The sequence below is a fragment of the Streptomyces sp. NPDC003011 genome (assembly GCF_053591515.1).
In genome coordinates, this window is record NZ_JBSFTY010000001.1 from 142,647 (window position 1) to 167,454 (window position 24,808).

18 protein-coding genes and 2 pseudogenes are annotated in these 24,808 nt (G+C 73.8%); 5 read left to right on the forward strand and 15 right to left on the reverse strand.

Going from position 1 to position 24,808, the window contains the following annotated elements:
* Nucleotides 1–54: 54 nt before the first annotated feature.
* Nucleotides 55–849 carry an ABC transporter ATP-binding protein gene (locus tag ACWD0J_RS00625; RefSeq protein WP_451493503.1) on the forward strand — a complete coding sequence of 265 codons (795 nt, stop codon included), beginning with the start codon at nt 55–57 and terminating at the stop codon, nt 847–849.
* Nucleotides 846–2,459 (forward strand): transporter, encoded by a 1,614-nt coding sequence (locus ACWD0J_RS00630; protein ID WP_451493504.1) that lies wholly within the window; start codon nt 846–848, stop codon nt 2,457–2,459. Before ACWD0J_RS00625 ends, ACWD0J_RS00630 begins: the two co-directional genes overlap by 4 nt.
* Before the next feature lie 197 nt (nt 2,460–2,656).
* Here ACWD0J_RS00630 and ACWD0J_RS00635 read toward each other — a convergent pair whose 3' ends face one another.
* Nucleotides 2,657–3,547 carry an alpha/beta fold hydrolase gene (locus ACWD0J_RS00635; RefSeq protein ID WP_451493505.1) on the reverse strand — a complete coding sequence of 297 codons (891 nt, stop codon included), beginning with the start codon at nt 3,545–3,547 and terminating at the stop codon, nt 2,657–2,659.
* A 630-nt stretch (nt 3,548–4,177) separates the two neighbouring features.
* Nucleotides 4,178–4,870, reverse strand: a complete 693-nt coding sequence (locus ACWD0J_RS00640; protein WP_451493506.1) for a metal-dependent transcriptional regulator — start codon at nt 4,868–4,870, stop codon at nt 4,178–4,180.
* Nucleotides 4,871–5,116: 246 nt separating this feature from the next.
* Between ACWD0J_RS00640 and ACWD0J_RS00645 the strand changes: the two genes are divergently transcribed.
* Nucleotides 5,117–5,872 (forward strand): SIS domain-containing protein, encoded by a 756-nt coding sequence (locus ACWD0J_RS00645; RefSeq protein ID WP_451493507.1) that lies wholly within the window; start codon nt 5,117–5,119, stop codon nt 5,870–5,872.
* 181 nt (nt 5,873–6,053) lie between these two features.
* On the opposite strand, the gene ACWD0J_RS00650 is transcribed toward ACWD0J_RS00645, so the two are convergent.
* Both ACWD0J_RS00650 and ACWD0J_RS00655 read right to left on the reverse strand, forming a co-directional pair.
* Nucleotides 6,054–7,460, reverse strand: coding sequence for a PAS domain-containing protein (locus ACWD0J_RS00650; RefSeq protein ID WP_451493508.1), 1,407 nt, complete (start codon nt 7,458–7,460; stop codon nt 6,054–6,056).
* Between the two features lie 538 nt (nt 7,461–7,998).
* A complete protein-coding gene (locus ACWD0J_RS00655; protein ID WP_451493509.1) occupies nt 7,999–9,099 on the reverse strand; it encodes a citrate synthase 2 in 1,101 nt (366 codons plus the stop codon).
* A 303-nt stretch (nt 9,100–9,402) separates the two neighbouring features.
* Here ACWD0J_RS00655 and pdxH point away from each other — a divergent pair, with 303 nt between their 5' ends.
* Entirely contained in the window at nt 9,403–10,032 is a 630-nt protein-coding gene (gene pdxH, locus ACWD0J_RS00660; RefSeq protein ID WP_451493637.1) for a pyridoxamine 5'-phosphate oxidase, read from the forward strand.
* Nucleotides 10,033–10,059: 27 nt separating this feature from the next.
* Here pdxH and ACWD0J_RS00665 read toward each other — a convergent pair whose 3' ends face one another.
* The 9 genes and pseudogenes from ACWD0J_RS00665 to ACWD0J_RS00705 form a co-directional block, all read right to left on the reverse strand.
* Nucleotides 10,060–10,662, reverse strand: coding sequence for a TetR/AcrR family transcriptional regulator (locus ACWD0J_RS00665; RefSeq protein WP_451493510.1), 603 nt, complete (start codon nt 10,660–10,662; stop codon nt 10,060–10,062).
* Nucleotides 10,650–11,387, reverse strand: coding sequence for an enoyl-CoA hydratase family protein (locus ACWD0J_RS00670; protein WP_451493511.1), 738 nt, complete (start codon nt 11,385–11,387; stop codon nt 10,650–10,652). Before ACWD0J_RS00670 ends, ACWD0J_RS00665 begins: the two co-directional genes overlap by 13 nt.
* Nucleotides 11,384–12,952, reverse strand: coding sequence for a 4-coumarate--CoA ligase family protein (locus ACWD0J_RS00675; RefSeq protein WP_451493512.1), 1,569 nt, complete (start codon nt 12,950–12,952; stop codon nt 11,384–11,386). The genes ACWD0J_RS00670 and ACWD0J_RS00675 overlap by 4 nt, the downstream gene beginning before the upstream one ends.
* A gap of 28 nt (nt 12,953–12,980) precedes the next feature.
* Nucleotides 12,981–14,108: an acyl-CoA dehydrogenase family protein gene (locus ACWD0J_RS00680; RefSeq protein ID WP_451493638.1), complete on the reverse strand. Its 1,128-nt coding sequence runs from the start codon at nt 14,106–14,108 to the stop codon at nt 12,981–12,983.
* A 66-nt stretch (nt 14,109–14,174) separates the two neighbouring features.
* Nucleotides 14,175–16,016: an ATP-binding protein gene (locus ACWD0J_RS00685; RefSeq protein WP_451493513.1), complete on the reverse strand. Its 1,842-nt coding sequence runs from the start codon at nt 16,014–16,016 to the stop codon at nt 14,175–14,177.
* Between the two features lie 8 nt (nt 16,017–16,024).
* Nucleotides 16,025–17,665, reverse strand: a complete 1,641-nt coding sequence (locus ACWD0J_RS00690; protein ID WP_451493514.1) for an acyl-CoA carboxylase subunit beta — start codon at nt 17,663–17,665, stop codon at nt 16,025–16,027.
* Complete coding sequence (locus ACWD0J_RS00695) at nt 17,620–19,242, reverse strand: acyclic terpene utilization AtuA family protein (RefSeq protein ID WP_451493639.1); 1,623 nt, start codon at nt 19,240–19,242, stop codon at nt 17,620–17,622. The genes ACWD0J_RS00690 and ACWD0J_RS00695 overlap by 46 nt, the downstream gene beginning before the upstream one ends.
* 53 nt (nt 19,243–19,295) lie before the next feature.
* Nucleotides 19,296–20,090: a TIGR03084 family metal-binding protein gene (locus ACWD0J_RS00700; protein ID WP_451493515.1), complete on the reverse strand. Its 795-nt coding sequence runs from the start codon at nt 20,088–20,090 to the stop codon at nt 19,296–19,298.
* Nucleotides 20,091–20,207: 117 nt separating this feature from the next.
* Nucleotides 20,208–20,333: pseudogene (locus tag ACWD0J_RS00705) on the reverse strand (RidA family protein); the annotation flags it as partial.
* A gap of 51 nt (nt 20,334–20,384) precedes the next feature.
* Between ACWD0J_RS00705 and ACWD0J_RS00710 the strand changes: the two are divergent.
* Nucleotides 20,385–20,609 (forward strand): annotated as a pseudogene (locus ACWD0J_RS00710) (CGNR zinc finger domain-containing protein); the annotation flags it as partial.
* Nucleotides 20,610–20,749: 140 nt separating this feature from the next.
* Here the strand turns inward: ACWD0J_RS00710 and ACWD0J_RS00715 are convergent.
* Both ACWD0J_RS00715 and ACWD0J_RS00720 read right to left on the reverse strand, forming a co-directional pair.
* Nucleotides 20,750–21,691, reverse strand: coding sequence for an EamA family transporter (locus ACWD0J_RS00715; protein WP_451493516.1), 942 nt, complete (start codon nt 21,689–21,691; stop codon nt 20,750–20,752).
* Between the two features lie 182 nt (nt 21,692–21,873).
* Nucleotides 21,874–24,771, reverse strand: coding sequence for an FAD-binding and (Fe-S)-binding domain-containing protein (locus ACWD0J_RS00720; RefSeq protein ID WP_451493517.1), 2,898 nt, complete (start codon nt 24,769–24,771; stop codon nt 21,874–21,876).
* Nucleotides 24,772–24,808: the final 37 nt, after the last annotated feature.

The following is a 24,808-nucleotide window of genomic DNA, read 5'->3' on the forward strand; positions in this document are numbered from 1 at the left end:
GTCGCGCGGTTCCCCGCGCCCCTGGGCCGGGCCCCCTGACCGTAGGGTTCTGGCATGACGTCGGGAGCAGTGGTGGGGACAGCCGCCGTACGCGTACAGGGGCTCTGGAAGCGGTTCGGGCAGCAGGTGGCCGTGGCCGGGATCGATCTGGAACTGCCCGCGGGGAAGTTCATCGGGCTCGTCGGGCCGAACGGGGCCGGGAAGACCACCACGCTGTCGATGGTGACCGGGCTGCTCAGGCCCGATCAGGGGTCGGTGGAGATCGCCGGGCGGGACGTGTGGCGGGACCCGGTCGAGGTGAAGGCCCGGATCGGGGTGCTGCCGGAGGGGCTGCGGCTGTTCGAGCGGCTGTCGGGGCGTGAACTGCTCGCCTACAACGGGCGGTTGCGCGGACTGCCCGGCGCCGAGGTGGACAAACGGACCACCCAGCTCCTCGACGTCCTCGACCTGGCCGGGGCCCAGCACAAGCTCGTCGTCGACTACTCGACCGGCATGCGCAAGAAGATCGGGCTCGCGACCGCGCTCCTCCACAATCCCGAAGTGCTCTTCCTCGACGAGCCGTTCGAGGGCGTCGACCCGGTGTCGGCCCAGACCATCCGCGGGGTGCTGGAGCGGTACACCGCCTCCGGTGCCACCGTCGTCTTCTCCTCCCATGTGATGGAGCTGGTCGAGTCGCTGTGCGACTGGGTGGCCGTCATGGCCGCCGGCCGCATCCGCGCCCACGGGACGCTCGCCGAGGTGCGCGGTGACGCGCCGTCGTTGCAGCGGGCGTTCCTCGAACTGGTCGGCGCGCACGGCCGGGACACCGGGTCCGACCTGGACTGGCTGGGCGGCGGGGCGGCCCGATGAGCGCCGAGGGCACCCCCGCCCCGGCGGCGGACCTCACTCCCGTCGTCGTACGGCTGAAGCTGTCCCTGCTGCGCAACGGGCTCAAGCAGTCCGCCGGGCGGCGGGCCGCCTACATCGGTTCGGCCGTCGCCGTGCTGCTCTTCTCCGTGCTCCAGCTGATCGGCCTGATCGCGCTGCGCGGACACGCGCACGCCGGCTCCCTGGTCGTGCTGCTGGTGGCGGTGCTGGCGGCCGGCTGGGCGGTGATGCCGCTGTTCTTCCCCGGCGGCGACGAGACCCTCGACCCGACCCGGCTGGTGATGCTCCCGCTGCGGCCCCGGCCGCTGGTGCGGGCGCTGCTCGTGTCCTCCCTGGTCGGCATCGGGCCGCTGTTCACGCTGTGCATGCTCGCCGGTTCCGTCGTCTCGGTCGCGCACGGGGGTGCGGCGTACGTCGTGGGCGTCGTCGGTGCCGTGCTCGCGCTGCTGGTGTGCGTGGCCCTCGCGCGGGCCGTCGCGGTCGCCAACGTCCGGCTGCTGACCAGCCGCAAGGGCCGGGATCTGGCGGTGCTCAGCGGACTGGTCATCGCGGTCGGCGCGCAGGTCGTGAACTTCGGTGCGCAGCGGCTCGGTTCGGGCGGGCTGGCCCAGCTCGACGGGCCGGCCGACATCCTCAGGTGGCTGCCGCCTGCCTCGGCGATCGGGGCGGCGGACTCCGCGAGCGAGGGGTCGTACGGCGTCGCCGTCCTCCAGCTCGCCCTGTCGGCCGCCGCCCTAGCGGGGCTGCTCGCCCTGTGGTCGCGGCATCTGACCCGGCTGATGACCGCGCCGGACGGCTCCACCCTCCAGGCCGCCGACTCCCGAAGCCGTGGGCGGAATTCGACGGGCCTGTCCCGCCTGCTGCCGCCCGGCCGCACCGGCACGGTCATGGAGCGCAGCCTGCGCTATGTGTGGCGCGACCCCAAGACCAAGGCGGCCTGGGTGACCTCCCTCGCCATCGGTCTGATCGTGCCCGTCTTCAACGCCCTGCAGGGCACCGGCTCGATCTACTTCGCGTGCTTCGCCGCCGGGATGCTGGGCGTGCAGATGTACAACCAGTTCGGGCAGGACACGTCCGCGTTCTGGATGGTCGCGATGACGATCTCGTCGACCCGGGACGCGTACGTCGAGCTGCGCGCGCGGGCCCTCGCGCTGCTGGTGATCACCCTGCCGTACGCCACCCTGGTGACCGTCCTGACGACGGCGCTGCTCGGTGACTGGCCGAAGCTGCCGGAAGTGCTCGGGCTGTCCTTCGCGCTGCTCGGGGCGATGCTGGCGACCGGGGCGTGGACGTCGGCGCGCTTCCCGTACTCCATCCCGCAGGAGGGCTACAAGAACGTGGCCCCCGGCCAGTCCGGGCTCGCCTTCATGGCCATCCTGGGCGGCATGGTCTCGGCGGCCCTGCTGTGCGCCCCCGTCATCGCCGGGACGATCTGGCTGAACGTCAGCGACGGCGGCGACGAGTGGAGCTGGCTGCTGCTGCCGGTGGGGGCGGTCTACGGGACGGCGGTCACCGTGGGAGGCCTACGCCTGGCGGCCCCCCGGACGGCCCGGCAACTGCCGGAGATCCTGGCGGCGGTCAGCAAGGGGTGAACCCGGGGACGGAGGCCTCGGGGGACGGGGTGATCCGGCAGGGGGTGGCGGCCCGGTCCCGGCATCCACGATGCCGACGGGGGCCACGCCCGCGCCGGTGGCCCTGACCGCGTCCGCCGCGCCCCCGACGCCGGGACGCCCGCCCAGGCCAGTCGGGCGGCCGGGGCGTGGGCGGGGAAGTGCGGCGGCGGGGAACGTCAGCTCTTGAGGTCTGTGAGGATGCCGTCCAGGAAGGGCTCGATGGCGCTGCGCCAGGCTTCCGGCTGGTCGTAGTGCACGAGGTGGCCGGCGTCCGCGACTTCCGCGTACTCGCCCCGGGGCAGGACGCGGACCATCTCCTGGGCCTCGGCGCGGCCCAGTTCGCCGTCGAGGCCGCGGACCACCAGGGCGGGGCAGCGCACCTGGGCGAGCTCCTCCCAGTGCGCGTCGTACACCCAGGTGTCGCGGGACTCCAGCATCTGCTCCGGTTCGAAGACCGGGCGCCAGCCGTCGGGGGACTCCTGCATGACCTCGGCGTAGAACTCGCCGCGGGCCGGGTTCGGGCGCTCCACCCAGGGGTCGTCCTCGCCGAACCACTTGCGGACGTCGGCGAGCGTGGCGAAGGGGACGGGCCAGGCCTTGAACCAGTCCTCCCACTCGCGCTGCGAGGCCGCGCCGAGCGCGGAGGCCCGCATGTCACAGATGATCACCCCGCGGACCAGGTCGGGGCGCTTGGCGGCGAGCTGCCAGGCGGTCAGGGCACCCATGGCGTGACCGACGAGGACGGCCGGGCCGAGACCCAGCTGTTCGAGGGCGGCCTCGGCGTCCTCGACGTAGGCCTCGCGGGTGTAGGCGGCTCGCGGGGGCTTGTCGCTCCGGCCGTGGCCGCGCTGGTCGAGGGCGACGGCGCGGTGCCGCTCGGAGAGCCAGCGGGCCGTGGACGCCCAGTGGGAGGCGCGACCCATCAGCCCGTGCAATAACAGCACCCCGGGTCCCCGCTCGGCCTGCCCTGGTCCGTCCTTCACCGGGTCGGTCTTGGGAGGGTCGCCGAACTCCCAGGCCGCGAGGCGTACGCCGCCCGCCCCGATCACGTCGATGCGCCGCGCCATAGGTCCTGGCACCCCCCTAGCTCCGCTCGGACCGCTCGCTCCCGCTCGGGGCGGACGGTCCTGTGAACCGCGTCCTGCCTGCCGTGTCCGTCGTGCCTGTCCACACCCTTGAAGCGCGCATTCCACGCGATGCGTCACCCGCACACTATCGAATGCCCATTCGAAGATGGCGTTCTCGCCGACAACACCCCTCGTTCGAGTGACCTCGCTCAAGGAATGATCGCCGCCACCGAGGGGAGATCTTCAGCGGGAGGCGGACCGCTCGGGGACATCGGTCCGCAGGGGATGACCCTGAGAGCTCGGGGCTCCGGGTCAGCACAGGGGAGGACAGGCCCCGGCGCCACACGGCGCCGGGGCCCTCTCCACGCTCACGGCACATCGTCCCCGCCCCCTCCCCGGCCGAACCGGCATCGCTGCCGACCGGCGCCAAGAGCCCCTCAGGTCATATGCCTCACGCGACAGCCTCGCACGCGCAGCGTCCGGGCGCTGCGATTCGGCATACTGAATCTCGGATTCGACGACATCGCCGGAAGGCCACAAGTGCCTCCTCTCCCCCACGAGTTGACTGCCGCTCGGGGCATCGGCGCAGTTCGCGCGGCCGGTGCCGCGCCCCCGCACGCGGCGCCCGGCTCAGCGCTTGGCGACGAACACGTGCGAGGCGACGTCCGACTCCAGTTCGGCCGCCTCGCCGCCGCTGCCCACGAGCACACCGCCCGCCGACTCCGTCACGCTCACCACCGAGCCGGGCTGCACGCCCGCCCGGCGCAGGGTGTACATCAGCTGGGCGTCCGTCTGGATCGGCTCGCCGATCCGGCGCACCACGACCGTCTTGCCCTCCAGGCCCGGGTCGAGGTCGGCCAGCGACACCATGCCCTCGTCGAGGAAGGGGTCGGCGCCGTCCTTCTCGCCGAGCTCCTCCAGGCCGGGGATCGGGTTGCCGTACGGCGACTCGGTGGGATGCCGGAGCAGTTCCAGAACGCGCCGCTCGACGGCCTCGCTCATCACGTGCTCCCAGCGACACGCCTCGGCGTGCACCTGCTCCCACTCCAGGCCGATCACGTCGACGAGCAGGCACTCGGCGAGGCGGTGCTTGCGCATCACGCGCGTGGCCAGCCGGCGGCCCTCGTCGGTGAGCTCCAGGTGGCGGTCGGTGGCGACGGACACGAGGCCGTCACGCTCCATCCGCGCCACCGTCTGGCTGACGGTCGGGCCGCTCTGGTCGAGTCGCTCGGCGATCCGGGCGCGCATGGGGACCACACCTTCCTCCTCCAGCTCGAGGATGGTGCGGAGATACATCTCCGTGGTGTCGATCAGTCCGGACATACGTGCCCCTTGATGAGATCTGCCGGAAGCACGACAGCTTCCCGGCTCGTGCGCTGGCCCTGGACTCAATTCTGCCGGATACCACGGACAACCGTGCCGCGCCGTGGAAACCGAGAGGTTACGCGGGGGATCTGCGGCCGTATTGACATCCCACTGGTCCAGACCGCACCGTGATCCGCGGCACAGACCTCACCTCGATCCACCTGACGCTCCGATCGATCCACCTGACGCTCCGAAGGGGCCCGCATGAGCGACGGCACGCTGTCCGGCCAGTTCTTCGACGCCGCGATCGGCCTGTTGCGGCGGGTGCGGGACGAGGAGGCCGCGTCCATCGAGGCGGCCGGGAACCTGCTCGCGGACACCGTGATCTCCGGCGGCCGTCTGTTCGCCTTCGGCGCCGGTCACTCCTCGCTCGCCGCGCAGGACGTCGTCTACCGCGCGGGCGGTCTCGCCCTGATGAACCTGCTGGCCGTCCCCGGCGTCGTCGGCGTCGACGTGATGCCGGCCACCCTCGGCTCGGCCCTGGAGCGCGTCGACGGCCTCGCGAGCGCCGTGCTCGACTGCTCGCCGCTCCGCGCGGGCGACGCCCTCGTGATCGTCTCCCTCTCCGGCCGCAACGCGCTGCCCGTGGAAATGGCCGTGAGCGCCCGTGCCCTGGGCGTGCGGGTCATCGGCGTGACGTCGGTGGCGTACGCCTCGGAGACGACGTCCCGCCATGTCTCCGGCACGTACCTGAAGGACCACTGCGACGTCGTCCTCGACTCCAAGATCGCCGTCGGCGACGCGGAACTCGCCCTCGACACCGTCCCGGCCCCCTTCGCCCCCGCTTCCACGGTCGTCACGGCGGCCCTCCTCCAGGCGGTCATGGCCACCGCCGCCGGCACCCTGGCCGCCCAGGGCGTCGAGCCGCCGCTCCTGCGCTCGGGCAACGTCGACGGAGGGCACGAGTGGAACGGGCGGGTGTTCGAGAAGTACGGCGACCGCATCTTCTACCGGCGCTGAGACCACCGCCGGCGCCGGGCCTCAGCCAGTCAAAGCGGTTTTCGCCCCCGCCCCGGCCCCCGCCTCCCCTTCCCGTCCGGTCCCTGGGGGCTGCGCCGACGCCCCCAGACCCCCGCTTCGGCCCTGAAGGGGCCTCGTCCTCACACGCCGGACCGGCTGCTCTCAGCCCCGGAAGGCGTTCCTACCCGCGCCCCAGCGTCTCGCCCAGGTCCAGCGCTCCGGCGATCCGTACGGCCACGTCCTCCGCGTACACCGCGTCGCCGCGCTCGAACTGGCTCCGGCCGGATCCCCGCAGGAACGTCACGACGCCCAGCGTCCGCCCCCGGCTCCGCAGCACCGCGCACAGCGCGTGCACCGCGTCTTGCGGCCACTGCCGGGCCAGGGCCCACCCGCGCGCCTCCTCGGCCGGGGCGGCCCCCGCGCTGGCCCGCACGGACCCGATCCGCTCCACGCACTGCAGCGCCGGGTGCCCCTCCAGGTAGCGCACCGGCAGGCCCGCCTCTCCGGTCAGCAGGCTCGGTCCGGGCGCGCCGGAGGGCGTCGCGGCGATCCGCACCAGCCGCAGCGGCCCCGTCGCCTCCCCGTCGGCCACCGTGCCGCCCGCCACCCGGTCGATCAGCGCGTGGTCGGCGAAGCCGGCGAGCGCGAAGTCCAGGTGGACGGCGGCCGCCTCGCGCGGGTCCTCGCACTCGGCGGCGGCCCGCGCCGCCCGGTGCAGCTGGTTGGTGCGGAAGCGCAGCAGCGACGCCTCCTGCTCGGCCTGCTTGCCCTCGGTGACGTCCTGGAAGAGCCAGCCCACGCCCAGCGGGACGGGCTCCTCCGCGAGCGGCGAGGCCAGCCGGACGAACCCGCAGCGCCAGCAGCGCCGCTTCTCGCCGTCCGGAGTCCGCACGCTCACCCAGATCTCGGCGGGCGCCGGCGGCGCACCCTCGGCCAGCACATGGGTGAGCGCGCTCTCCAGTTCCTCCACGCCCTGCGCGAGCAGTTCCCCGAGGGGCCGCCCCAGCACCGACGTACGCCCGATGCCGAGCGCCCGGGCCGCGTGCGCGTTGACCACGGCGGGCCGCAGATCGACGTCGACGAGCACGACACCCCAGCTCGCGTCCTCGAACAGCGCCTCGCTCAGGGCGATGGACCGTTCCAGGTCGATCTGTGTGTGCACCTCGCTGAACGCGCAGTACACGCCGGCCGGTTTCCCGTCGGGTCCGCGCACGGCCGCCGACTGTGTCCGGACGAGCACCCGCCCGCCGTCCTTGGTCAGCAGGGCGAACTCGTGCACCTGGCGGCCGGGCGCGTGCATGACGGACAGCAGCCGTCCCTCGACGTCCTCGGCGTCGGCGCTGCGCACCGCCCACCCGGCGAAGCCGTGCCGTCCCACGGCCTCGTCCGCGGTCCACCCGAGGATCCGCTCCGCCTCGCGGTTCCAGTGGGTCACCACCCCGTCCGCGTCGAAGGCGCACAGGGCCGCGTCCATCCCGTCGAGGAGCGCGGCCAGCAGATCCGAGCCGTCCGAGCCCTCCGGACCGTCCCGCTCGGGCTCGTCCGGCCCGATCTCGTCGGTGGTCCCACTACGCCGGGAAGCACTCACCTGGACCCCCTGCAGGCTGCCGCGTCCGCGCGTACCGCACGTCGGTTCGCTCACTCACCATCATTCAACTGGAACGTGACCCAGCACACACCGGGTTCCCACAAGATGGAGAAAATCGTTGTGGCCCAAAATCGCTCCGTCGCACCACTCCTACCCCGCGGACAGCTCCCGCCGCAGGTCGATCCCCGGATCGTCTTCCCTCGGGTCTTCCCGTCAGTCCGCCCTTCGGTCGACTTCCGGAAAACCGGTTGATCCGTGCCCGAGCGGTTCCTAAGGTGTGACTCACGCAGGAAAGGAGGTGATCGGGTACATGAGTGAAACCCGGACGCGCGAGGTGGCTGCGGGCTAAGCGGCCCGTCACCACACCGAGTGCGGTGCCGGACCAGCGTGTGCGAGACACACGCAGCCGGCCCAATCCCAACGCAGTCACCCGACCCGCGAGCTCGCCGGTACGTCCGGCCGGCTTCTCCGCCGTGAGGCGGAGGGACCCGAGTTCGCGGGTCGTCTGCGTGCGGGGCTCCGCCGGGCTCGGCGGGGCTCAGCCCGTGATGCCGCCGTACCCCTCGATCTCCTGCGGGTCGCGCGTGCCCGGGCCGATGTAGCGGGCCGACGGGCGGACCAGGCGGCCGGTGCGCTTCTGTTCCAGGATGTGGGCCGACCAGCCCGCGGTGCGGGCGCAGGTGAACATCGAGGTGAACATGTGGGCCGGGACCTCGGCGAAGTCGAGGACGATGGCGGCCCAGAACTCGACGTTGGTCGCGAGGACGCGGTCGGGGCGGCGGGCGTGGAGTTCCGCGAGAGCCGCCTTCTCCAGGGCCTCGGCGATCTCGAAGCGGGGCGCGCCGAGTTCGCGGGCGGTGCGGCGCAGCACCCGCGCGCGCGGGTCCTCGGCGCGGTAGACGCGGTGTCCGAAGCCCATGAGGCGTTCGCCCTTGTCGAGGGCCTGCTTGACGTAGGCCTCAGCGTCGCCCGTCCGCTCGATCTCCTCGATCATGCCGAGCACGCGGGAGGGGGCGCCGCCGTGCAGCGGGCCGGACATCGCTCCCACGGCGCCCGACAGCGCGGCTGCCACGTCCGCGCCCGTCGACGCGATCACCCGCGCCGTGAAGGTGGACGCGTTCATGCCGTGCTCGGCCGCCGACGTCCAGTACGCGTCCACGGCCGCCACGTGCTTGGGGTCGGGCTCCCCGCGCCAGCGGATCATGAAGCGTTCGACGACGGACCGGGCCTTGTCGATCTCGCGCTGCGGGACCATGGGCAGGCCCGGCCCGCGGGCGGACTGGGCGACGTAGGACAGCGCCATGACAGCGGCCCGGGCCAGGTCCTCGCGGGCCTGGGCGGCGTCGATGTCCAGCAGCGGCCGCAGGCCCCACACGGGCGCCAGCATGGCGAGCGCCGACTGCACGTCGACCCGGATGTCGCCGGAGTGGACCGGGATCGGGAACGGTTCGGCGGGCGGCAGGCCGGGGTTGAAGGCGCCGTCGACGAGCAGGCCCCAGACGTTGCCGAAGGAGACGTGGCCGACCAGGTCCTCGATGTCGACGCCCCGGTACCGCAGGGCGCCGCCCTCCTTGTCCGGTTCGGCGATCTCCGTCTCGAACGCGACGACTCCTTCGAGACCGGGTACGAAGTCGGACATCAGGCGGCTCCTCGTGATGTGTACGACGTGATGGGTACGACGTGATGGGTACGACGCAATGTGTACGACGGATGGCGCCGGCGGATCCACGGTCCGGTGCGGGACTCGCGGTCCTGGCGGTCACCCCGGTTGTGCCCCGTACGGCCGACGGTCACCCACCGGGACGGCAACTGCACCATATCCCCGAGTGCCACCTTTGGGGAGTGGTCGCGGCACTCAGTGCCACCTTCGGTGCGGTGGTGTGCGATACGGCAGGATGACCATGTGACCGACGCACACACCGTCTCCCCCGATCCCGCCTCCATGCGCGCGCAGTACCGGGCGGAGGGACTCGCCGAGACCGGCCTGGCCGCCACACCGGTGGAGCAGTTCGCGCGCTGGTTCCGGCAGGCCGCGACGGAGGGCCGTCTGTTCGAGCCGAACGCCATGATCGTGTCCACGGCGGACGCCGAGGGCCGGCCCAGTTCCCGGACCGTGCTGCTGAAGCACTTCGACGAGCGGGGCTTCGTCTTCTACACCAACTACGGCTCCCGCAAGGCCCGCGACCTGGCGGAGAACCCGTACGTCGCGCTGCTGTTCCCCTGGCATCCGATGGCCCGCCAGGTCATCGTCACGGGCGTCGCGCGGCGCACCGGGCGCGACGAGACCGCCGCGTACTTCCGCACCCGCCCGCACGGCTCCCAGCTCGGCGCGTGGGCCAGCGCGCAGTCCTCGGTGATCGCGGGCCGCGACGGCCTGGACGCGTCGTACGCGGAGCTGACCGCCCGCTACCCGGAGGGCGAGCAGGTGCCGGTGCCGCCGCACTGGGGCGGCTTCCGGGTGGCCCCGCGGTCGGTGGAGTTCTGGCAGGGCCGCGAGAACCGGCTGCACGACCGGTTGCGGTACGTGGCGGAGGCGGACGGGAGCTGGCGGGTGGAGCGGCTCAGTCCGTGAGCCGGGGGCGGGCCGCCGACGGCGGCCTCAGCCCAGTGTCCCGTCCAGCAGCCCCGCCCACTGCGCCACCACCCGCTCCCGGCGGCCGGCGTCGTCCGTGAGGAGGTTGGCCAGTCCGAGGCCGCGGGCCATGTCGAGCAGGCCCTGGACCGTCTCGCGGACGCCGGGGCGGGACTCGTCGGCGCCGAGGAGTTCCACCGCGATCCGGTGGGTCTCGCGGCCGACGCGGGCCTCCAGCTCGGTCACCCGTGGGCGCAGCTGTGGCTCGTTGGAGGCGGCGACCCAGAGGTGGAGGGCGGCGCGGAACAGGGGGCCGGTGTAGAGGTCGACCAGGGCGGACACGACCGCGCGGCGGTCGCCCGCCGTGCCGTCGGGGAAGAGGGCGCGCAGGGCCGTGGAGCGTTCCTCCGCCACGTACTCGACGGCCGCCGTGAAGAGGTCCTCGCGGGTCGGGAAGTGGTGCTGGGCGGCGCCGCGGGAGACGCCGGCGCGTTCGGCGACGACGGTGACCGTGGAGCCCGCCCAGCCGTGTGCGGCGAGGCAGGCCACGGCGGCTTCCAGGAGCCGCTGCCGGGTGGCCCGGCTGCGGTCCTGCTTGGGCGCACGGTCGACCGTGTTCACAGCACCCATGGCGGATCCCGTCGTTCGAGGAAGGCCGTCATGCCCTCGCGGGCGTCGGCGGAGGCGAACAGCCGGGCCGAGAGCGCGGTCAGCTCGGCCGCGTCCCGGTCGAAGGCTTCCAGCACCCTAGCCGTGAGCAGCCGTTTCGTCTCCGCCAGGCCCTGCGGGGAGGAGCGGCGCAGACCGTCGAGGACGGGTGCGAGGACGTCGTCCACGTCGTCCCCCGCCGCCGTCAGCAGGCCGATCCGGGCGGCCTCGGCCGCGTCGAAGCGTTCGCCGGTGAGGCAGTAGCGGGCCAGGGCGCGCGGGTCGGCGCGGGGGATCACCGGCAGCGAGACGACCGCGGGCGCCACGCCGATGCGGACCTCCGTGAAGGCGAAGGTGGACGCGGTGGAGGCGGCGGCCAGGTCGCAGGCGGCCAGCAGGCCCAGGCCGCCCGCGCGGACGTGCCCGGTGACCCGGGCCAGCACCGGCCTGGGCAGCTCCACGATCTGCCGCAGCAGGCCCACCAGCGCGTCCGGGTGCGGGGGGTCGCGCAGGTCGGCGCCCGCGCTGAAGGTGGTGCCGGTGTGGGTGAGGACGACGGCGCGTACGCCGGTGTCCTTCGCGCAGTCGGCCAGGGCGGCGGCGAGTTCCCCCACGAGGGCCGCCGAGAGGGCGTTGCGGTGGTGCGGCGAGTCCAGGGTGAGGGTCTCGACGCCCCGCGCGCGCGTGCGCCCGACCAGGGCCCTCATGTGCGCTCCCGGAGCCGGCGGCGCAGGATCTTGCCGGAGGCCGCCCTCGGCACCCCGGCGATGAAGGTGACGTGACGGACGCGCTTGTAGGGGGCGACGCGTTCGGCGACGTACATCATGACCTCTCCTTCGGAGAGGCCGGTGGCGGCCGGCTGGCGGACCACGTACGCGTGCGGGATCTCGTTGCCGTCCTCGTTGCAGACGCCGATGACGGCGGCGTCGGCGATGCCGGGGTGGGTGAGCAGGAGCGCCTCCAGTTCGGCGGGGGCCACCTGGAAGCCCTTGTACTTGATGAGTTCCTTCACCCGGTCGACGACGAACAGCCAGCCGCCGGCGTCGGCGTGTCCGACGTCCCCGGTGTGCAGCCAGCCGTCGGGGTCGATCATCGCGGCGGTGTCGTCGGGGCGGCCCAGGTAGCCCTTCATGACCTGGGGGCCGCGGATGAGGATCTCGCCGGCCTCGCCGATGCCGAGGTCCTTGCCGGGGTCGTCGAGGGACACGATCCGCATCTCGGTGCCGGCGATGAGCTTGCCGACGGTCCCGGCGGGCGCCTCGGCCATGGCGTCCAGGGGGACGACGTGGGTGCCCGGGGACAGTTCGGTCATGCCGTACGCCTGGCCGACGGGCGGCAGGCCGAGCCGCTGCGAGCAGGCGGCGGCGAGCGTCGCGTCCAGCGGGGCGGCGGCGCTGATGATGTACCGCAGGGAGGAGAGGTCGTACTGGGCGACCGCCGGGTGCTTGGCGAGGGCCAGGACGATCGGCGGGGCGACGTACAGGCCGGTGATGCGGTGGTCCTGGATGGCCGCGAGGAACGTCTCCAGGTCGAAGCGGGGCAGGACGACGACGGTGGCGCCGTTGCGCAGGGGCCCGTTCATGAGGGCCGTCAGACCGTAGATGTGGAAGAACGGGAGGACCGCGAGGACGCGGTCGCCGGGGCCGGCCGACAGGGCGGGTTCGAGCTGGGCGAGGTTGGTGGCGATCTGGCGGTGCGTGAGCATCACGCCCTTGGGGACGCCGGTGGTGCCCGAGGAGTACGGCAGGACGGCCACGTCCGTCACCGGGTCGATGGCGACCCGCGGTTCGGGGGCGGCCGAGGCGAGCATGGCGATGAGCGAGCGGTGCCCGGTGGCGCTGTCGCAGACGAAGATCTCCTGGACGCCGCCGGCGAGTTCGGCGGCCCGGCGGGCGGTCCCCAGCAGCGGCGAGACCGTGACGATCCAGCGGGCGGCGGAGTCGGTGAGCTGCTTGGCGAACTCCTCCGGCGTGGCCAGCGGGTGCACGGTCGTGACGGAGGCACCCGCGCGCGTGGCGGCGTAGAACGCGGTCGGGTAGGCGACCGTGTTGGGGCTGTGCAGCGCGAGGACGTCCCCCTTGCGGACGCCCGCCTCGGCCAGGGCGGCGGCGATCCGGCGGTGGAAGCGGTCCAGCTGGTCGTAGGTGAGGGTGGTGCCGTCGGTGCCGTCGATCAGGGCGGGGGCGTCACCGAACTCCGCCGCGCGGCCCAGCACCGCGTCGTGGATGGGGAGGTCTACGGGCGGGACGTCTGCGTACTCGCTGCGGAACACGGTTCCTCCTCGCGCGGCACGGCGCCGCTCAGTACGACTTGGGCAGGCCGAGGGTCTGGTGGGAGACGTAGTTGAGAATCATCTCCCGGCTCACCGGAGCAATACGAGCCACGCGGGCCGCCGTTATCAGCGAGGCGAGCCCGAACTCCCGTGTGAGGCCGTTGCCGCCGAGGGTGTGCACGGCCTGGTCGACCGCCTTCACACAGGCCTCCCCGGCCGCGTACTTGGCCATGTTGGCGGCCTCGCCGGCGCCCGCGTCGTCCCCCGCGTCGTACAGGTGGGCCGCCTTCCGCGTCATCAGGCGGGCGAGTTCCAGGTCGATGTGCGCCTGGGCGAGCGGGTGGGCGATGGCCTGGTGGGCGCCGATGGGGGTGTCCCAGACCGTGCGGTCGCGGGCGTAGGCGATCGCCTGCGTGAGCGCGTAGCGGCCCATGCCGATCGCGAAGGCGGCCGTCATGACACGTTCGGGGTTGAGACCGGCGAAGAGCTGGAGGAGGCCCGCGTCCTCGTCGCCGACGAGCGCGTCGGCGGGCAGCCGTACGTCGTCCAGGGTGAGTTCGAACTGCTTCTCCGCGGCGGTGAGTTCCATGTCGATGCGGCGGCGGGTGAAGCCGGGGGTGTCGCGCGGGACGATGAACAGGCACGGCTTGAGGCGGCCGGTACGGGCATCCTCGGTGCGGCCGACGATGAGGGTGGCGTCGGCGATGTCCACGCCGGAGATGAACACCTTGCGGCCGGTGAGGAGCCAGTCCCCGGTGTCCCGGTCGCGGCGGGCGGTGGTGGTGATGCGGTGGCTGTTGGAGCCGGCGTCGGGCTCGGTGATGCCGAAGGCCATGGTGCGGGTGCCGTCGGCGAGTCCGGGGAGCCACGCGCGCTTCTGTTCCCCGGTGCCGAAGCGGGCGATCACCGTGCCGCAGATGGCCGGGGAGACGACCATCATGAGCAGCGGGCAGCCGGCCGCGCCGAGTTCCTCCAGGACGAGGGAGAGTTCGGTGATGCCGCCGCCTCCGCCGCCGTACTCCTCGGGGAGGCTGACGCCGAGGTAGCCGAGTGCGCCGGCCTCGGACCAGAGGGCTTCCCGGTCGTGGTGGCGGCCGTGGCGGGTGCCGAGGGCGGCGACGGCGGCGCGGAGGGCCTGGTGTTCTTCGGTTTCGATCACGGGGCTCACGGGACTCCTTCGTCTGCGGGCTTCGTCGTGGCTGGTCGCGCGGTTCCCGCGCCCCTACGCCGGCTTGACCACCGCCAGCAGTGCGCCGACCGCGACCTGCTGGCCGGCAAGGACCTCCAGGGCGCTCAGCGTCCCCGTCACCGGAGCCGTGATCCGGTGTTCCATCTTCATCGCCTCCAGCCACAGGAGGGGGTCCCCGGCCTGTACGGGGGATCCGGGCTCCAGGCCCTCGGCCACGCGGACGACCGTGCCGGGCATCGGGGCCAGCAAGGAGCCCGGGGCCAGGTGGGCGGCCGGGTCGGGGAAGCGGGGCAGGGCTGTCAGGGCTGTGTTGTTCACGTACACCTGGTCGTCGTAGCGCGCGACCTCGAACGTGCGCCGTACGCCTTCCACTTCGAGGACGACGAGACCCGCGTCGGCGTGGACGACCCGCGGCCCGTCGGCCTCCAGGCCCTTTCGCGTGTGCCGGTAACGGACCTCGGTCTCCTCCCCCGCCCTCGCGTAGCGCTTGACCTGCGGCTGCGAAGGAACGTTGCGCCAGCCGCCGAAGCGGGAGCGGCCGTGGGCGTCGGCCAGGGCCGCGGCGAGCGGGGCGTGCGGGTCGGGGGCGGGCTTCGTGAGGTCCGCGAGGTGGCGGTCGTAGAAGCCGGTGTCCATGCGGGCGGTGGTGAACTCCGGGTGCCGCAGGGAGCGTACGAGGAGGTCCCGGTTGGTGACCGGGCCGTGCAGGGTCGCCCTCTCCAGGGCGCCGGCGAGCTTGCGGACGGCCTCCGCGCGCGTGGGCGCGTGGGCGATGACCTTGGCCAGCATGGGGTCGTAGTGGACGCCGACGGAGTCGCCGTCCTCGTAGCCCGTGTCCAGGCGCACGCCCTCCGGAACGGCCAGGCGGTGCAGGGTGCCGGTCTGGGGGGTCCAGTCGGTCGCCGGGTCCTCGGCGTAGAGGCGGGCCTCGACGGCGTGGCCGGACGGCAGCGGCGGGTCGGCGTCGAGTGCGGCGCCCTCGGCGATCCGCAGTTGCAGGGCGACCAGGTCGACGCCGAACACCGCCTCCGTGACGGGGTGTTCGACCTGGAGGCGGGTGTTCATCTCCAGGAAGTGGGCCCTGCCGTCGGCCACGAGGAACTCGACCGTGCCGGCGCCGGCGTAGGACACGGACCGCGCGGCGCGTACGGCCGTCGCGTACAGCTCCTCGGTGAGCGCGGCCGGCAGGCCCGGGGCCGGGGCCTCCTCGACGACCTTCTGGTGGCGGCGCTGGAGGGAGCAGTCCCGGGTGCCCAGCGGCCAGACCGTGCCGTGCGTGTCGGCGAGGATCTGCACCTCGACATGGCGGCCGCCCTCCGCATAGGGCTCCACGAACACCTCGCCGTCCCCGAAGGCGCTCGCGGCCTCGGCGCGGGCGGCGGCCAGTTCCGCGTCCAGGTCGGCGAGCCGTCGTACGACCCGCATCCCGCGCCCGCCGCCGCCCGCCGCCGCCTTCACCAGCACCGGCAGGTCGGCCTCGGTGACCTGCGGCAGCGACGGGATGCCCAGCAGTTCCTTGGCGCGCGTCTTGGACGCCATCGCCTCGATCGCTTCCGGCGGCGGGCCGATCCAGAGCAGGCCCGCGTCGAGGACGGCACGGGCGAAGCCGGCGTTCTCGGAGAGGAAACCGTAGCCGGGGTGCACGGCGTCCGCGCCGGCGGCGACGGCCGCCCGCACGATCAGGTCGCCGCGCAGGTACGTGTCGGCGGGCGCCTCGCCCGGCAGTCGTACCGTCGTGTCGGCCACGCGCGCGTGCAGGGCGTTCTCGTCGGCGTCGGAGTGCACGGCGACGGTTCGGATTCCCAGGTCACGGCAGGTGCGGAAGACCCGGCAGGCGATCTCGCCCCGGTTGGCGACCAGAAGACTCGCGATCATGGAACCCCTCACATCCGGAAGACGCCGAAGCCGCCGCGCGCACCCTCGTACGGCGCCGTGTGGATCGCTGACAGGCACAGGCCCAGGACCGTGCGGGTGTCGCGCGGATCGATGACGCCGTCGTCGTACAGCCGCCCGGACAGGAACATCGGCAGGGACTCGGACTCGATCTGCTGCTCCACCATGGCCCGCAGGGCGGCGTCGGCGTCCTCGTCGTACGGCTGTCCTTTCGCGCTCGCGGACTGCCGGGCGACGATCGACAGGACACCGGCCAGCTGCTGCGGGCCCATGACGGCGGACTTGGCACTGGGCCAGGCGAACAGGAAGCGGGGGTCGTAGGCGCGTCCGCACATGCCGTAGTGGCCGGCGCCGTAGGACGCGCCCAGGAGCACGGAGAGATGGGGCACGCGGCTGTTGCTCACCGCGTTGATCATCATCGCGCCGTGTTTGATGATGCCGCCCTGCTCGTACTCCTTGCCGACCATGTAGCCGGTGGTGTGGTGCAGGAAGAGCAGCGGGATGTCGCGCTGGTTGGCGAGCTGGATGAACTGGGCGGCCTTCTGGGACTCCTCGCTGAAGAGCACCCCCCGGGCGTTCGCCAGCACTCCCACGGGATAGCCGTGCAGGGTCGCCCAGCCGGTGACCAGGCTCGTCCCGTAGAGCGGCTTGAACTCGTCGAAGTCGGAGGCGTCGACGATCCGGGCGACGACCTCGCGCGGGTCGAAGGGGGTGCGCAGATCCCCCGGCACGATGCCGAGCAGCTCCTCCTGGTCGTACACGGGGGGAGCCGCCGGGCCCGGATCGGCGTACGCCTTGCGGTGGTTGAGGCGGGCCACGACGCGCCGGGCCTGGCGCAGGGCGTCCCGCTCGTCGACGGCGAAGTGGTCGGCGAGGCCCGACACGCGCGCGTGCATCTCCGCGCCGCCCAGGGACTCGTCGTCGCTCTCCTCGCCGGTCGCCATCTTCACCAGGGGCGGCCCGCCGAGGAACACCTTCGCGCGCTCCTTGACCATGATCACGTGGTCGGACATGCCGGGGATGTAGGCACCCCCGGCCGTGGAGTTGCCGAAGACGACGGCGACGGTGGGGATGCCGGCGGCGGACAGCCGGGTGAGGTCGCGGAAGACCGCGCCGCCGGGGATGAAGATCTCCTTCTGGGACGGCAGGTCCGCCCCGCCCGACTCGACCAGGCTGACGCAGGGCAGCCGGTTGGCGAGCGCGATGTCGTTGGCGCGCAGGGCCTTCTTCAGCGACCAGGGATTGCTGGCACCGCCGCGCACGGTCGGGTCGTTCGCCGTGATCAGGCACTCCACCCCCGCCACCACCCCGATGCCGGTGACGAGGGAGGCGCCGACCGCGTGGTCGCTGCCCCAGGCGGCCAGTGGTGACAGCTCCAGGAAGGGCGTGTCGGGGTCCAGGAGCAGCTCGATCCGCTCGCGGGCGAGGAGCTTGCCGCGCCCGCGGTGCCGCTCGACGTACTTCGGGCCGCCTCCCTCGATCGCCTTCGCGTGCTCGGTGTCGAGATCGGCCAGCCTGGCGAGCATGGCCTCGCGGTGGGTCCGGTAGTCGGCGCCGGCGGTGTCCAGGGTGGAGGTGATGACCGTCACAGGAGGGCCTCCGGGATGTCCAGGTGGCGGGAGCGCAGCCATTCGCCCAGGGCCTTGGCCTGCGGATCGAAACGGTGCTGGGCGGCGACGCCCTCGCCGAGGATGCCCTCGACGACGAAGTTGAGGGCGCGCAGGCGGGGCAGGGTGTGCCGGGTGACGTCCAGTTCACGGCTTTCGGGGATCAGCTGCCGGAACCGGTCGGCGGTCAGCTCGTGGGCGAGCCACCGCCAGGCGTCCTCGGTGCGGGCCCAGACCCCGACGTTGGCGTCCCCGCCCTTGTCCCCGCTGCGGGCGCCGGCGACCAGACCGAGCGGGGCGCGTCGCACGGGCCCCTCGGGCAGCGGCCGGGGCAGCGGCGGCTCGGGAACGCCGTCGAGTACGAGGGTGTCGCGGGCCGGCGCCACGGGGATCCGGCGGCCGTCGTTCAGGACGGCCACCTGTCCGACGTCGGTGTGCGGGACGTACGCCGCCTCGAAGACCCCGTAGGGCGTGCCCTTCCCGGGGGGTGCCAGCACATGGAAGCCGGGGTAACTGGCGAGCGCCAGCTCGACGGCGGCTCCGCTCAGCACGCGTCCGACGTTCTCCTGGACGGGGTCCCGCACGACGAGCCGCAGCAGCGCGCTCGCGGTCTCCTCGGAGTCGGCGTCGGGCCGGTCGGTGCGCACGAGGGTCCAGTCGACGCGCGCGGGACGGGCCGTGGCGAACGCGGCCCGCATCTGCCGCCGCACCAGAGCCGCCTTGGACTCGATCTCCAGCCCGGTGAGGACGAAGACGACCTCGTTACGGAAGCCGCCGAGGCGGTTGACGCCGACCTTGAGCGTCGCAGGCGGCGCCTCGCCCCGTACCCCGTCGATCCGCACCCGGTCGGGACCCTCCTGGGTGAGCCGTACGGTGTCGAGGCGGGCGGTGACGTCCGGTCCCGGATAGCGGGCCCCGGCCGTCTCGTACAGCAGCTGGGCCGTCACCGTGCCGATGTCGACCAGGCCGCCGGTGCCGGGGTGCTTGGTAATGACGCTGCCGCCGTCCTCGTGCAGCTCGGCGAGGGGGAAGCCGGGGCGGGTGGCGCCGCCCTCGCCGAAGAAGGCGTAGTTGCCGCCGGTGGCCTGCGCCCCGCACTCCAGCACGTGCCCCGCGACGACGGCCCCCGCCAGCTTGTCGTACTCCTCCGGTCCCCAGCCGAAGTGCGCGACGGCGGGCCCGGTGACCAGCGCCGCGTCCGTCACCCGCCCGGTGACGACGACGTCCGCGCCTTCCCGCAGACAGGCGGCGATACCGAACCCGCCGAGGTAGGCGTGGGCGGCGAGGCTGTCCGGGTAGCGGTCCTTGAGGTCGTCGCCCTCGACGTGCGCGACCCGGACCGCCGGGAGGCCCAGCCGGCCGGCCAGCTTCCGTACGGCGTCGGCGAGTCCGGCCGGATTGAGCCCGCCGGCGTTGGCGACGATCCGCACGCCCCGCTCGTGCGCGAGCCCCAGGCACTCCTCCAGCTGCCGCAGGAAGGTGCGGGCGTACCCGGCGCCCGGGTCCTTGAGCCGGTCCCGGCCGAGGATGAGCATCGTCAGTTCGGCGAGGTAGTCCCCGGTGAGGACGTCGAGTTCACCGCCGGTGAGCATCTCGCGCATCGCGTCGAAGCGGTCGCCGTAGAAGCCGGAGGCGTTGCCGATGCGCAGGGGCGTCACCGGCCGGCTCCCGTGGCGGCGCGTCCGGCGCCGGGCGGGCCGGCGAAGGCCTGGGCGACGTCCAGCCAGCGGTCGGCGTCGGGGCCGTCGGCCCGCACGGCGAGGTCGGCGCGGTGGGCCCGCTGGGTGACCAGGAGACAGAAGTCGAGGGCGGGCCCGGTGACGCGCTGAGCGGCCTCATCGGGGCCGTACGACCACAGGTCGCCACCCGGGCCGGTGAGTTCGACGCGGAACTCCTCGGCCGGCGGGGTCAGTCCGTGCACCCCGAACGCGAAGTCCCGGGCACGTACGCCGATGCGGACGATGTGCCGGAGCCGGTCGGTGGGGGTACGGGTGGCCCGCAGCGTGTCCGCCACGTCCTGGCCGTGGGCCCAGGTCTCCATCAGGCGGCCGGTGGCCATGGAGGCCGCGGACATGGGCGGACCGTACCAGGGGAAGCGGATGCCGGGCGGCGCGGAGCGCAGGGCCGCGTCGAGCGCGCTACGGCCCTCGCGCCACCGGGAGAGCAGGTCGGCGGGCGGGAGCCGGGCGCCCTGCTCCGCACCCTCGTCCACGAACGAGTCGGGGGCGGCGAGCGCCTTCTCGGCCAGCCCCCGGAACGCGTCCTCGTCGGTGACCGCCAGCAGCGCCGAGCGGTCGGTCCAGGCGAGGTGCGCGATCTGGTGGGCGATGGTCCAGCGGGGGGCGGGGGTGGCGAGGGCCCATTGCTTGGGGCTCAACTCGGCGACGAGCCGGTCGAGTTCCTCGCTCTCGGCACGCAGGTCTGCGAACACGGGCGTCGGGTCGGCCATGGGGGGAGCATGGCAGCGGGTGCAGAAACAAGCAAGCGTGCTTGCATGGTTTGTTCCCAGGGTTCCGGTGCCGGTGCCCGCGCGCTCCGGCCGCACGCTCCGGCCGGCCGGGCGGTGTCAGCCGATGACCGCGGTCGCCTCGATCCCCATCAGATGGTCGGGGACGTCCAGCGCCGCGACGCCCAGCAGCGTGCTCGGCGGAGCCGCGGTGACGCCCAACTTCGCGGAGGCCCGAGCGAGGCCTGACGGGCGGCAGATCGCTTCGGCCGCTTCGGCAGCTCCCCTGCCCGGGTGCCGCCGGAGCGCGGGCTCGCCGTGGGACTCGTGCTCGCGTGGGCGGACGTCAAGGAGCGCATGCCCGGCCGGCTGCGGCCGTGCGAGAACCCCGAGTGCCGCCTCTTCCTGCTGGACCGCAGTCGCGCCAACACCGCACGGTGGTGCTCGATGAAGACCTGCGGGAACCGGCTCAAGGCCCGCCGGCACCAGGCTCGGACACGGGAGACCCCGCGAACCGAGTAGGCGCCGGCGAGTCGGAGCCCGCGCCTAGGGCCGTTTTTTCCCGGCCCTCCGGCCCTCGCCGTCCCGCCCTACGGCCGCCCGGCCGGCGCGCTCGCCGCGCTCGCCGCGCTCGCCGTCTCGCCGTCTCGCCGTGCTCACGCTCAGCCGTCGAGGGGGGCCTGCGCCTTCCCCCGCCCCACCTGCGTCCGCACCGCCCCCATGCTCGCGGCGATGACGAGGGCGATGGCGGCGGCCTCCGGGACCGTCAGGGTCTGGTTCAGGATCAGGAAGCCGGCGGTGGCGGCGATGGCCGGTTCCAGGCTCATGAGGATCGCGAACGTGGAGGCGGGCAGGCGGCGCAGGGCGAGGAGTTCGAGGGTGTAGGGCAGGACGGAGGAGAGCAGGGCGACCGCCGAGCCCAGGGCGATCGTCGTCGGGTCGAGGAGTTTCGCGCCCGCGTCGGCGATGCCGAGGGGAAGGAACGCCAGGGCCGCCACCGCCATCGCCAGCGCCAGCCCGTCGGCCTGCGGGAAGCGGCGGCCCGTCCGCGCGCTGAAGACGATGTACGCCGCCCACATGGCGCCCGCGCCCAGCGCGAAGGCGGCGCCCACCGGATCGAGGCTGTCGAAGCCCCCGCCGCCGAGCAGGAAGACGCCGGCCAGGGCGAGCGAGGCCCACACCACGTTGATCGCGCGCCGGGAGGCGAGGACGGAGAGGGCGAGGGGGCCGAGCACCTCCAGGGTGACGGCGGCACCCAGCGGGATACGGTCGACGGCCTGGTAGAAGAGGCCGTTCATCGCGGCCATGGTGAGACCGAAGACGACGACCGTGCCCCAGTCCGTACGGGAGTGGCCGCGCAGCCGGGGCCGGCACACCAGCAGCAGCACGAGCGCCGCCGCCAGCAGACGCAGGGCGACCACACCGGACGCCCCCGCCCTCGGCATCAGCGTCACCGCGAGGGCCCCGCCGAACTGCACCGAGATCCCCCCGGCGAGCACCAGCCCCACCGGCCCGAGGCCGCCTCGACGGCCCGACGTGCCGCCCGGTGCGGGCGTGGCGGCCGTCGCGGGGGTGACCGGGGCCGGGGTGGAGGGGGTACTCACGGGCGCCTTCCGGGGGACGGAACGAGGAGACTCGCAGATCAGGCCGATCAGGGAGACTCGTACATCTCACTGTACGACGCAGTCCAGAGTAATGGACTACGTCAGGCGTGTGAACCCTTTACGGAACTGTCCCAGCATGTGGTCGGCCGCCCGTCGGCCGGTCGGAACGGCCCGCTCCTTCCTCACCCGCGTCCCTCCGGCTCCTCGCCCTCCAGCCCTTCCGCCAGCCCGTCCACCAGCGCTTCCGCCAGCACCTCCGCCAGATGTCTGCCCCGCACTCCCGCCAGCTGCTCCAGCTGGGTGCGGCAGGAGTAGCCGTCCGCCAGGATCACCGTGTCCCCCGTGGCCGCCCGCACTCCCGGCAGGAGCTGGTCCTCCGCGCAGGCCGCCGAGACCTCGAAGTGCCCTTCCTCGAAGCCGAAGTTGCCGGCCAGGCCGCAGCAGCCGCCCGCCAGCTCACCGGTCAGGCCCGCCGCCCGGCGCACGCGGCGGTCGGCCGTGTCGCCCAGGACCGCGTGCTGGTGGCAGTGGGTCTGGCCGGCCACCGGGCGGTCGACGCGGGGCGGGGTCCAGTCGGGGGCCAGGCGTTCCAGCGTCTCCGCGAAGGTGAGGACCTTCGCTGCCAGCCGCGCCGCGCGCGGGTCGTCGGGCAACAGCTCGGGCAGGTCCGTGCGGAGCGCCGCCGCGCAGCTGGGCTCCAGGACGACGACCGGGGCGTCGGTGTCCAGCACCGGCGCCATCAGGTCGAGCGTGCGGCGCAGCACCGTACGGGCGCGGTCGAGCTGGCCGGTGGAGACGTAGGTCAGGCCGCAGCAGACCCGGGCGCGGGCCCGCAGGAGCGACAGCGGTCCGACCGACCTGCCGTCGCCCACCGGGGCCCTCGGCAGCCGCAGCGTCGGCGGGAGCGCCACCCGCAGGCCCGCCGCCTCCAGGACCCGTACGGCCGCCCGCCCCACCGACGGCGAGAGGTGCTCGGTGAACGTGTCCGGCCACAGGACCACCAGGGCGCCGGAGGCCCGCGCGGGCGCACGCCTGCGCCACCACCTGCTGAACGTCTCCCCCGCCACCCGGGGGATCCGCCGCTCGGCCGCGATCCCGCCCACCCGCTTCACGACAGCGGCCAACGGGCCCACCGCCCCCAGCGCGTTGACCACCGCCCCCGCGCGCAGCAGCCCCGCCCAGCGCAGCCACACCGGCAGCCACCCCATGCTGTAGTGGGCGGCCGGGCGGCGTCGCCCCGCGTAGTGGTGGTGGAGGAACTCCGCCTTGTACGTGGCCATGTCGACCCCGACCGGGCAGTCGGAGCGGCAGCCCTTGCAGGACAGGCAGAGGTCGAGAGCGTCCCGCACCTGCGGCGAGCGCCAGCCGTCGGTGACCAGTTCGCCCGCGAGCATCTCGTGCAGCAGCCGGGCCCGCCCGCGCGTGGAGTGCTCCTCCTCGCCGGTCGCCCGGAACGACGGGCACATGACCGCGGGGCCGGAGACCGTCGTCGTACGGCACTTCGCGACGCCCACACAGCGGCGGACCGCGGCCGAGAAGTCGCCGCCGTCGGACGGGTAGCCGAAGGCCACGTCCACCGGCCGGCGCGGGAGGACGGAGAAGCGGAGGTTCGCGTCCAGGGGTGCGGGGCGGACCAGCATCCCCGGGTTGAGCAGGTCGTCCGGGTCCCACACCGCCTTCGCGCGCTCGAACAGCGCGACCAGGTCCGCCCCGTACATCCGCGGCAGCAGCTCCGCCCGCGCCTGCCCGTCGCCGTGTTCGCCGGACAGCGAACCGCCGTGCGCGACCACCAGGCCGGCGAGGTCCTCCGAGAAGCTCCGGAAGCGGGCCACCCCCGCCCCGGTCAGCAGGTCGAAGTCGATGCGGACGTGGACACAGCCGTCCCCGAAGTGGCCGTACGGCGTGCCGCGCAGGCCGTGGGCGGCCAGCAGCTCCCGGAAGTCCCGCAGGTACGCGCCCAGCCGGGCCGGCGGGACCGCGCAGTCCTCCCAGCCGGGCCACGCCTCGGAGCCGTCCGGCATCCTGGTCGCCGTACCGCTCGCGTCCTCCCGGACGCGCCACAGGGCGCGCTGTCCGGCCGGGTCCGTCACCACCAGGGCGTCCACGACGTCGGCCGCGCGGACGATCGCCTCCGCACGCGCGCGTGCCTCGGCCGCCGACTCCCCGCCGGTCTCCACGAACAGCCAGGCGCCGCCCCGGGGCAGGTCGGCCGGGGACGCCACCAGGTCCGCCGCCATGCCCTCGACCGTCAGCGGCCGGTACGGCAGCAGGCCCGCGGCGGCCTCGGCTGCGGCCCCCTCCTCGGCGTAGCCCAGCACGGCCAGCGCACGCGCGCGGGGCGCCCGCACCAGGCGTACGACGGCCTCCGTCAGGACGCCCAGCGTGCCCTCGGAGCCGCAGAAGGAGCGGGCGACGTCGGCGCCCTGCTCGGGCAGCAGCGCGTCCAGCGCGTACCCGGAGATGCGGCGGGGCAGGTCGGGGAAGCCGGTGCGCAACCGCGGCAGTTCGCCCTCCACCAGGCCGCGCAGGCCCTCGGGCGCGCCCGCCCACCCCGGCCCGAGCCGCAGCCGCTCACCGCGCGCGGTGAGCACCGACAGTTCGCGCACGCTGTCCGCGGTGGTCCCCCACACGACCGAGTGCGCGCCGCACGCGTTGTTGCCGATCATCCCGCCGAGCGTGCACCGGCTGTGCGTGGACGGGTCCGGGCCGAAGCGCAGACCGTGCGGGGCGGCGGCCTCCTGGAGGCGGTCGAGGACCAGGCCGGGCTGCACGACCGCGGTGCCCGCCTGCGGGTCGAGGGACAGCACCCGGTTCATGTGGCGGGTGAAGTCCAGCACCACGCCCGTGCCCGTCGCCTGCCCGGCGATCGACGTGCCCCCGCCGCGCGGCACCACCGGCACGGCGTGCGCCCGGCACACCGCGAGGGCCGCCGCCACGTCCTCGGCGTCCCGAGGAGCCACCACGCCCAGCGGGACACGCCGGTAGTTGGACGCGTCCATGGTGACCAGCGCCCGGGAGGTGACGTCGAACCCTACCTCGCCCCGGACGGCCTCCCGCAGTTCCCGCTCAAGATCCGCCATACGTCAAGGATGCACGCGACCACTGACAGTCACCGTC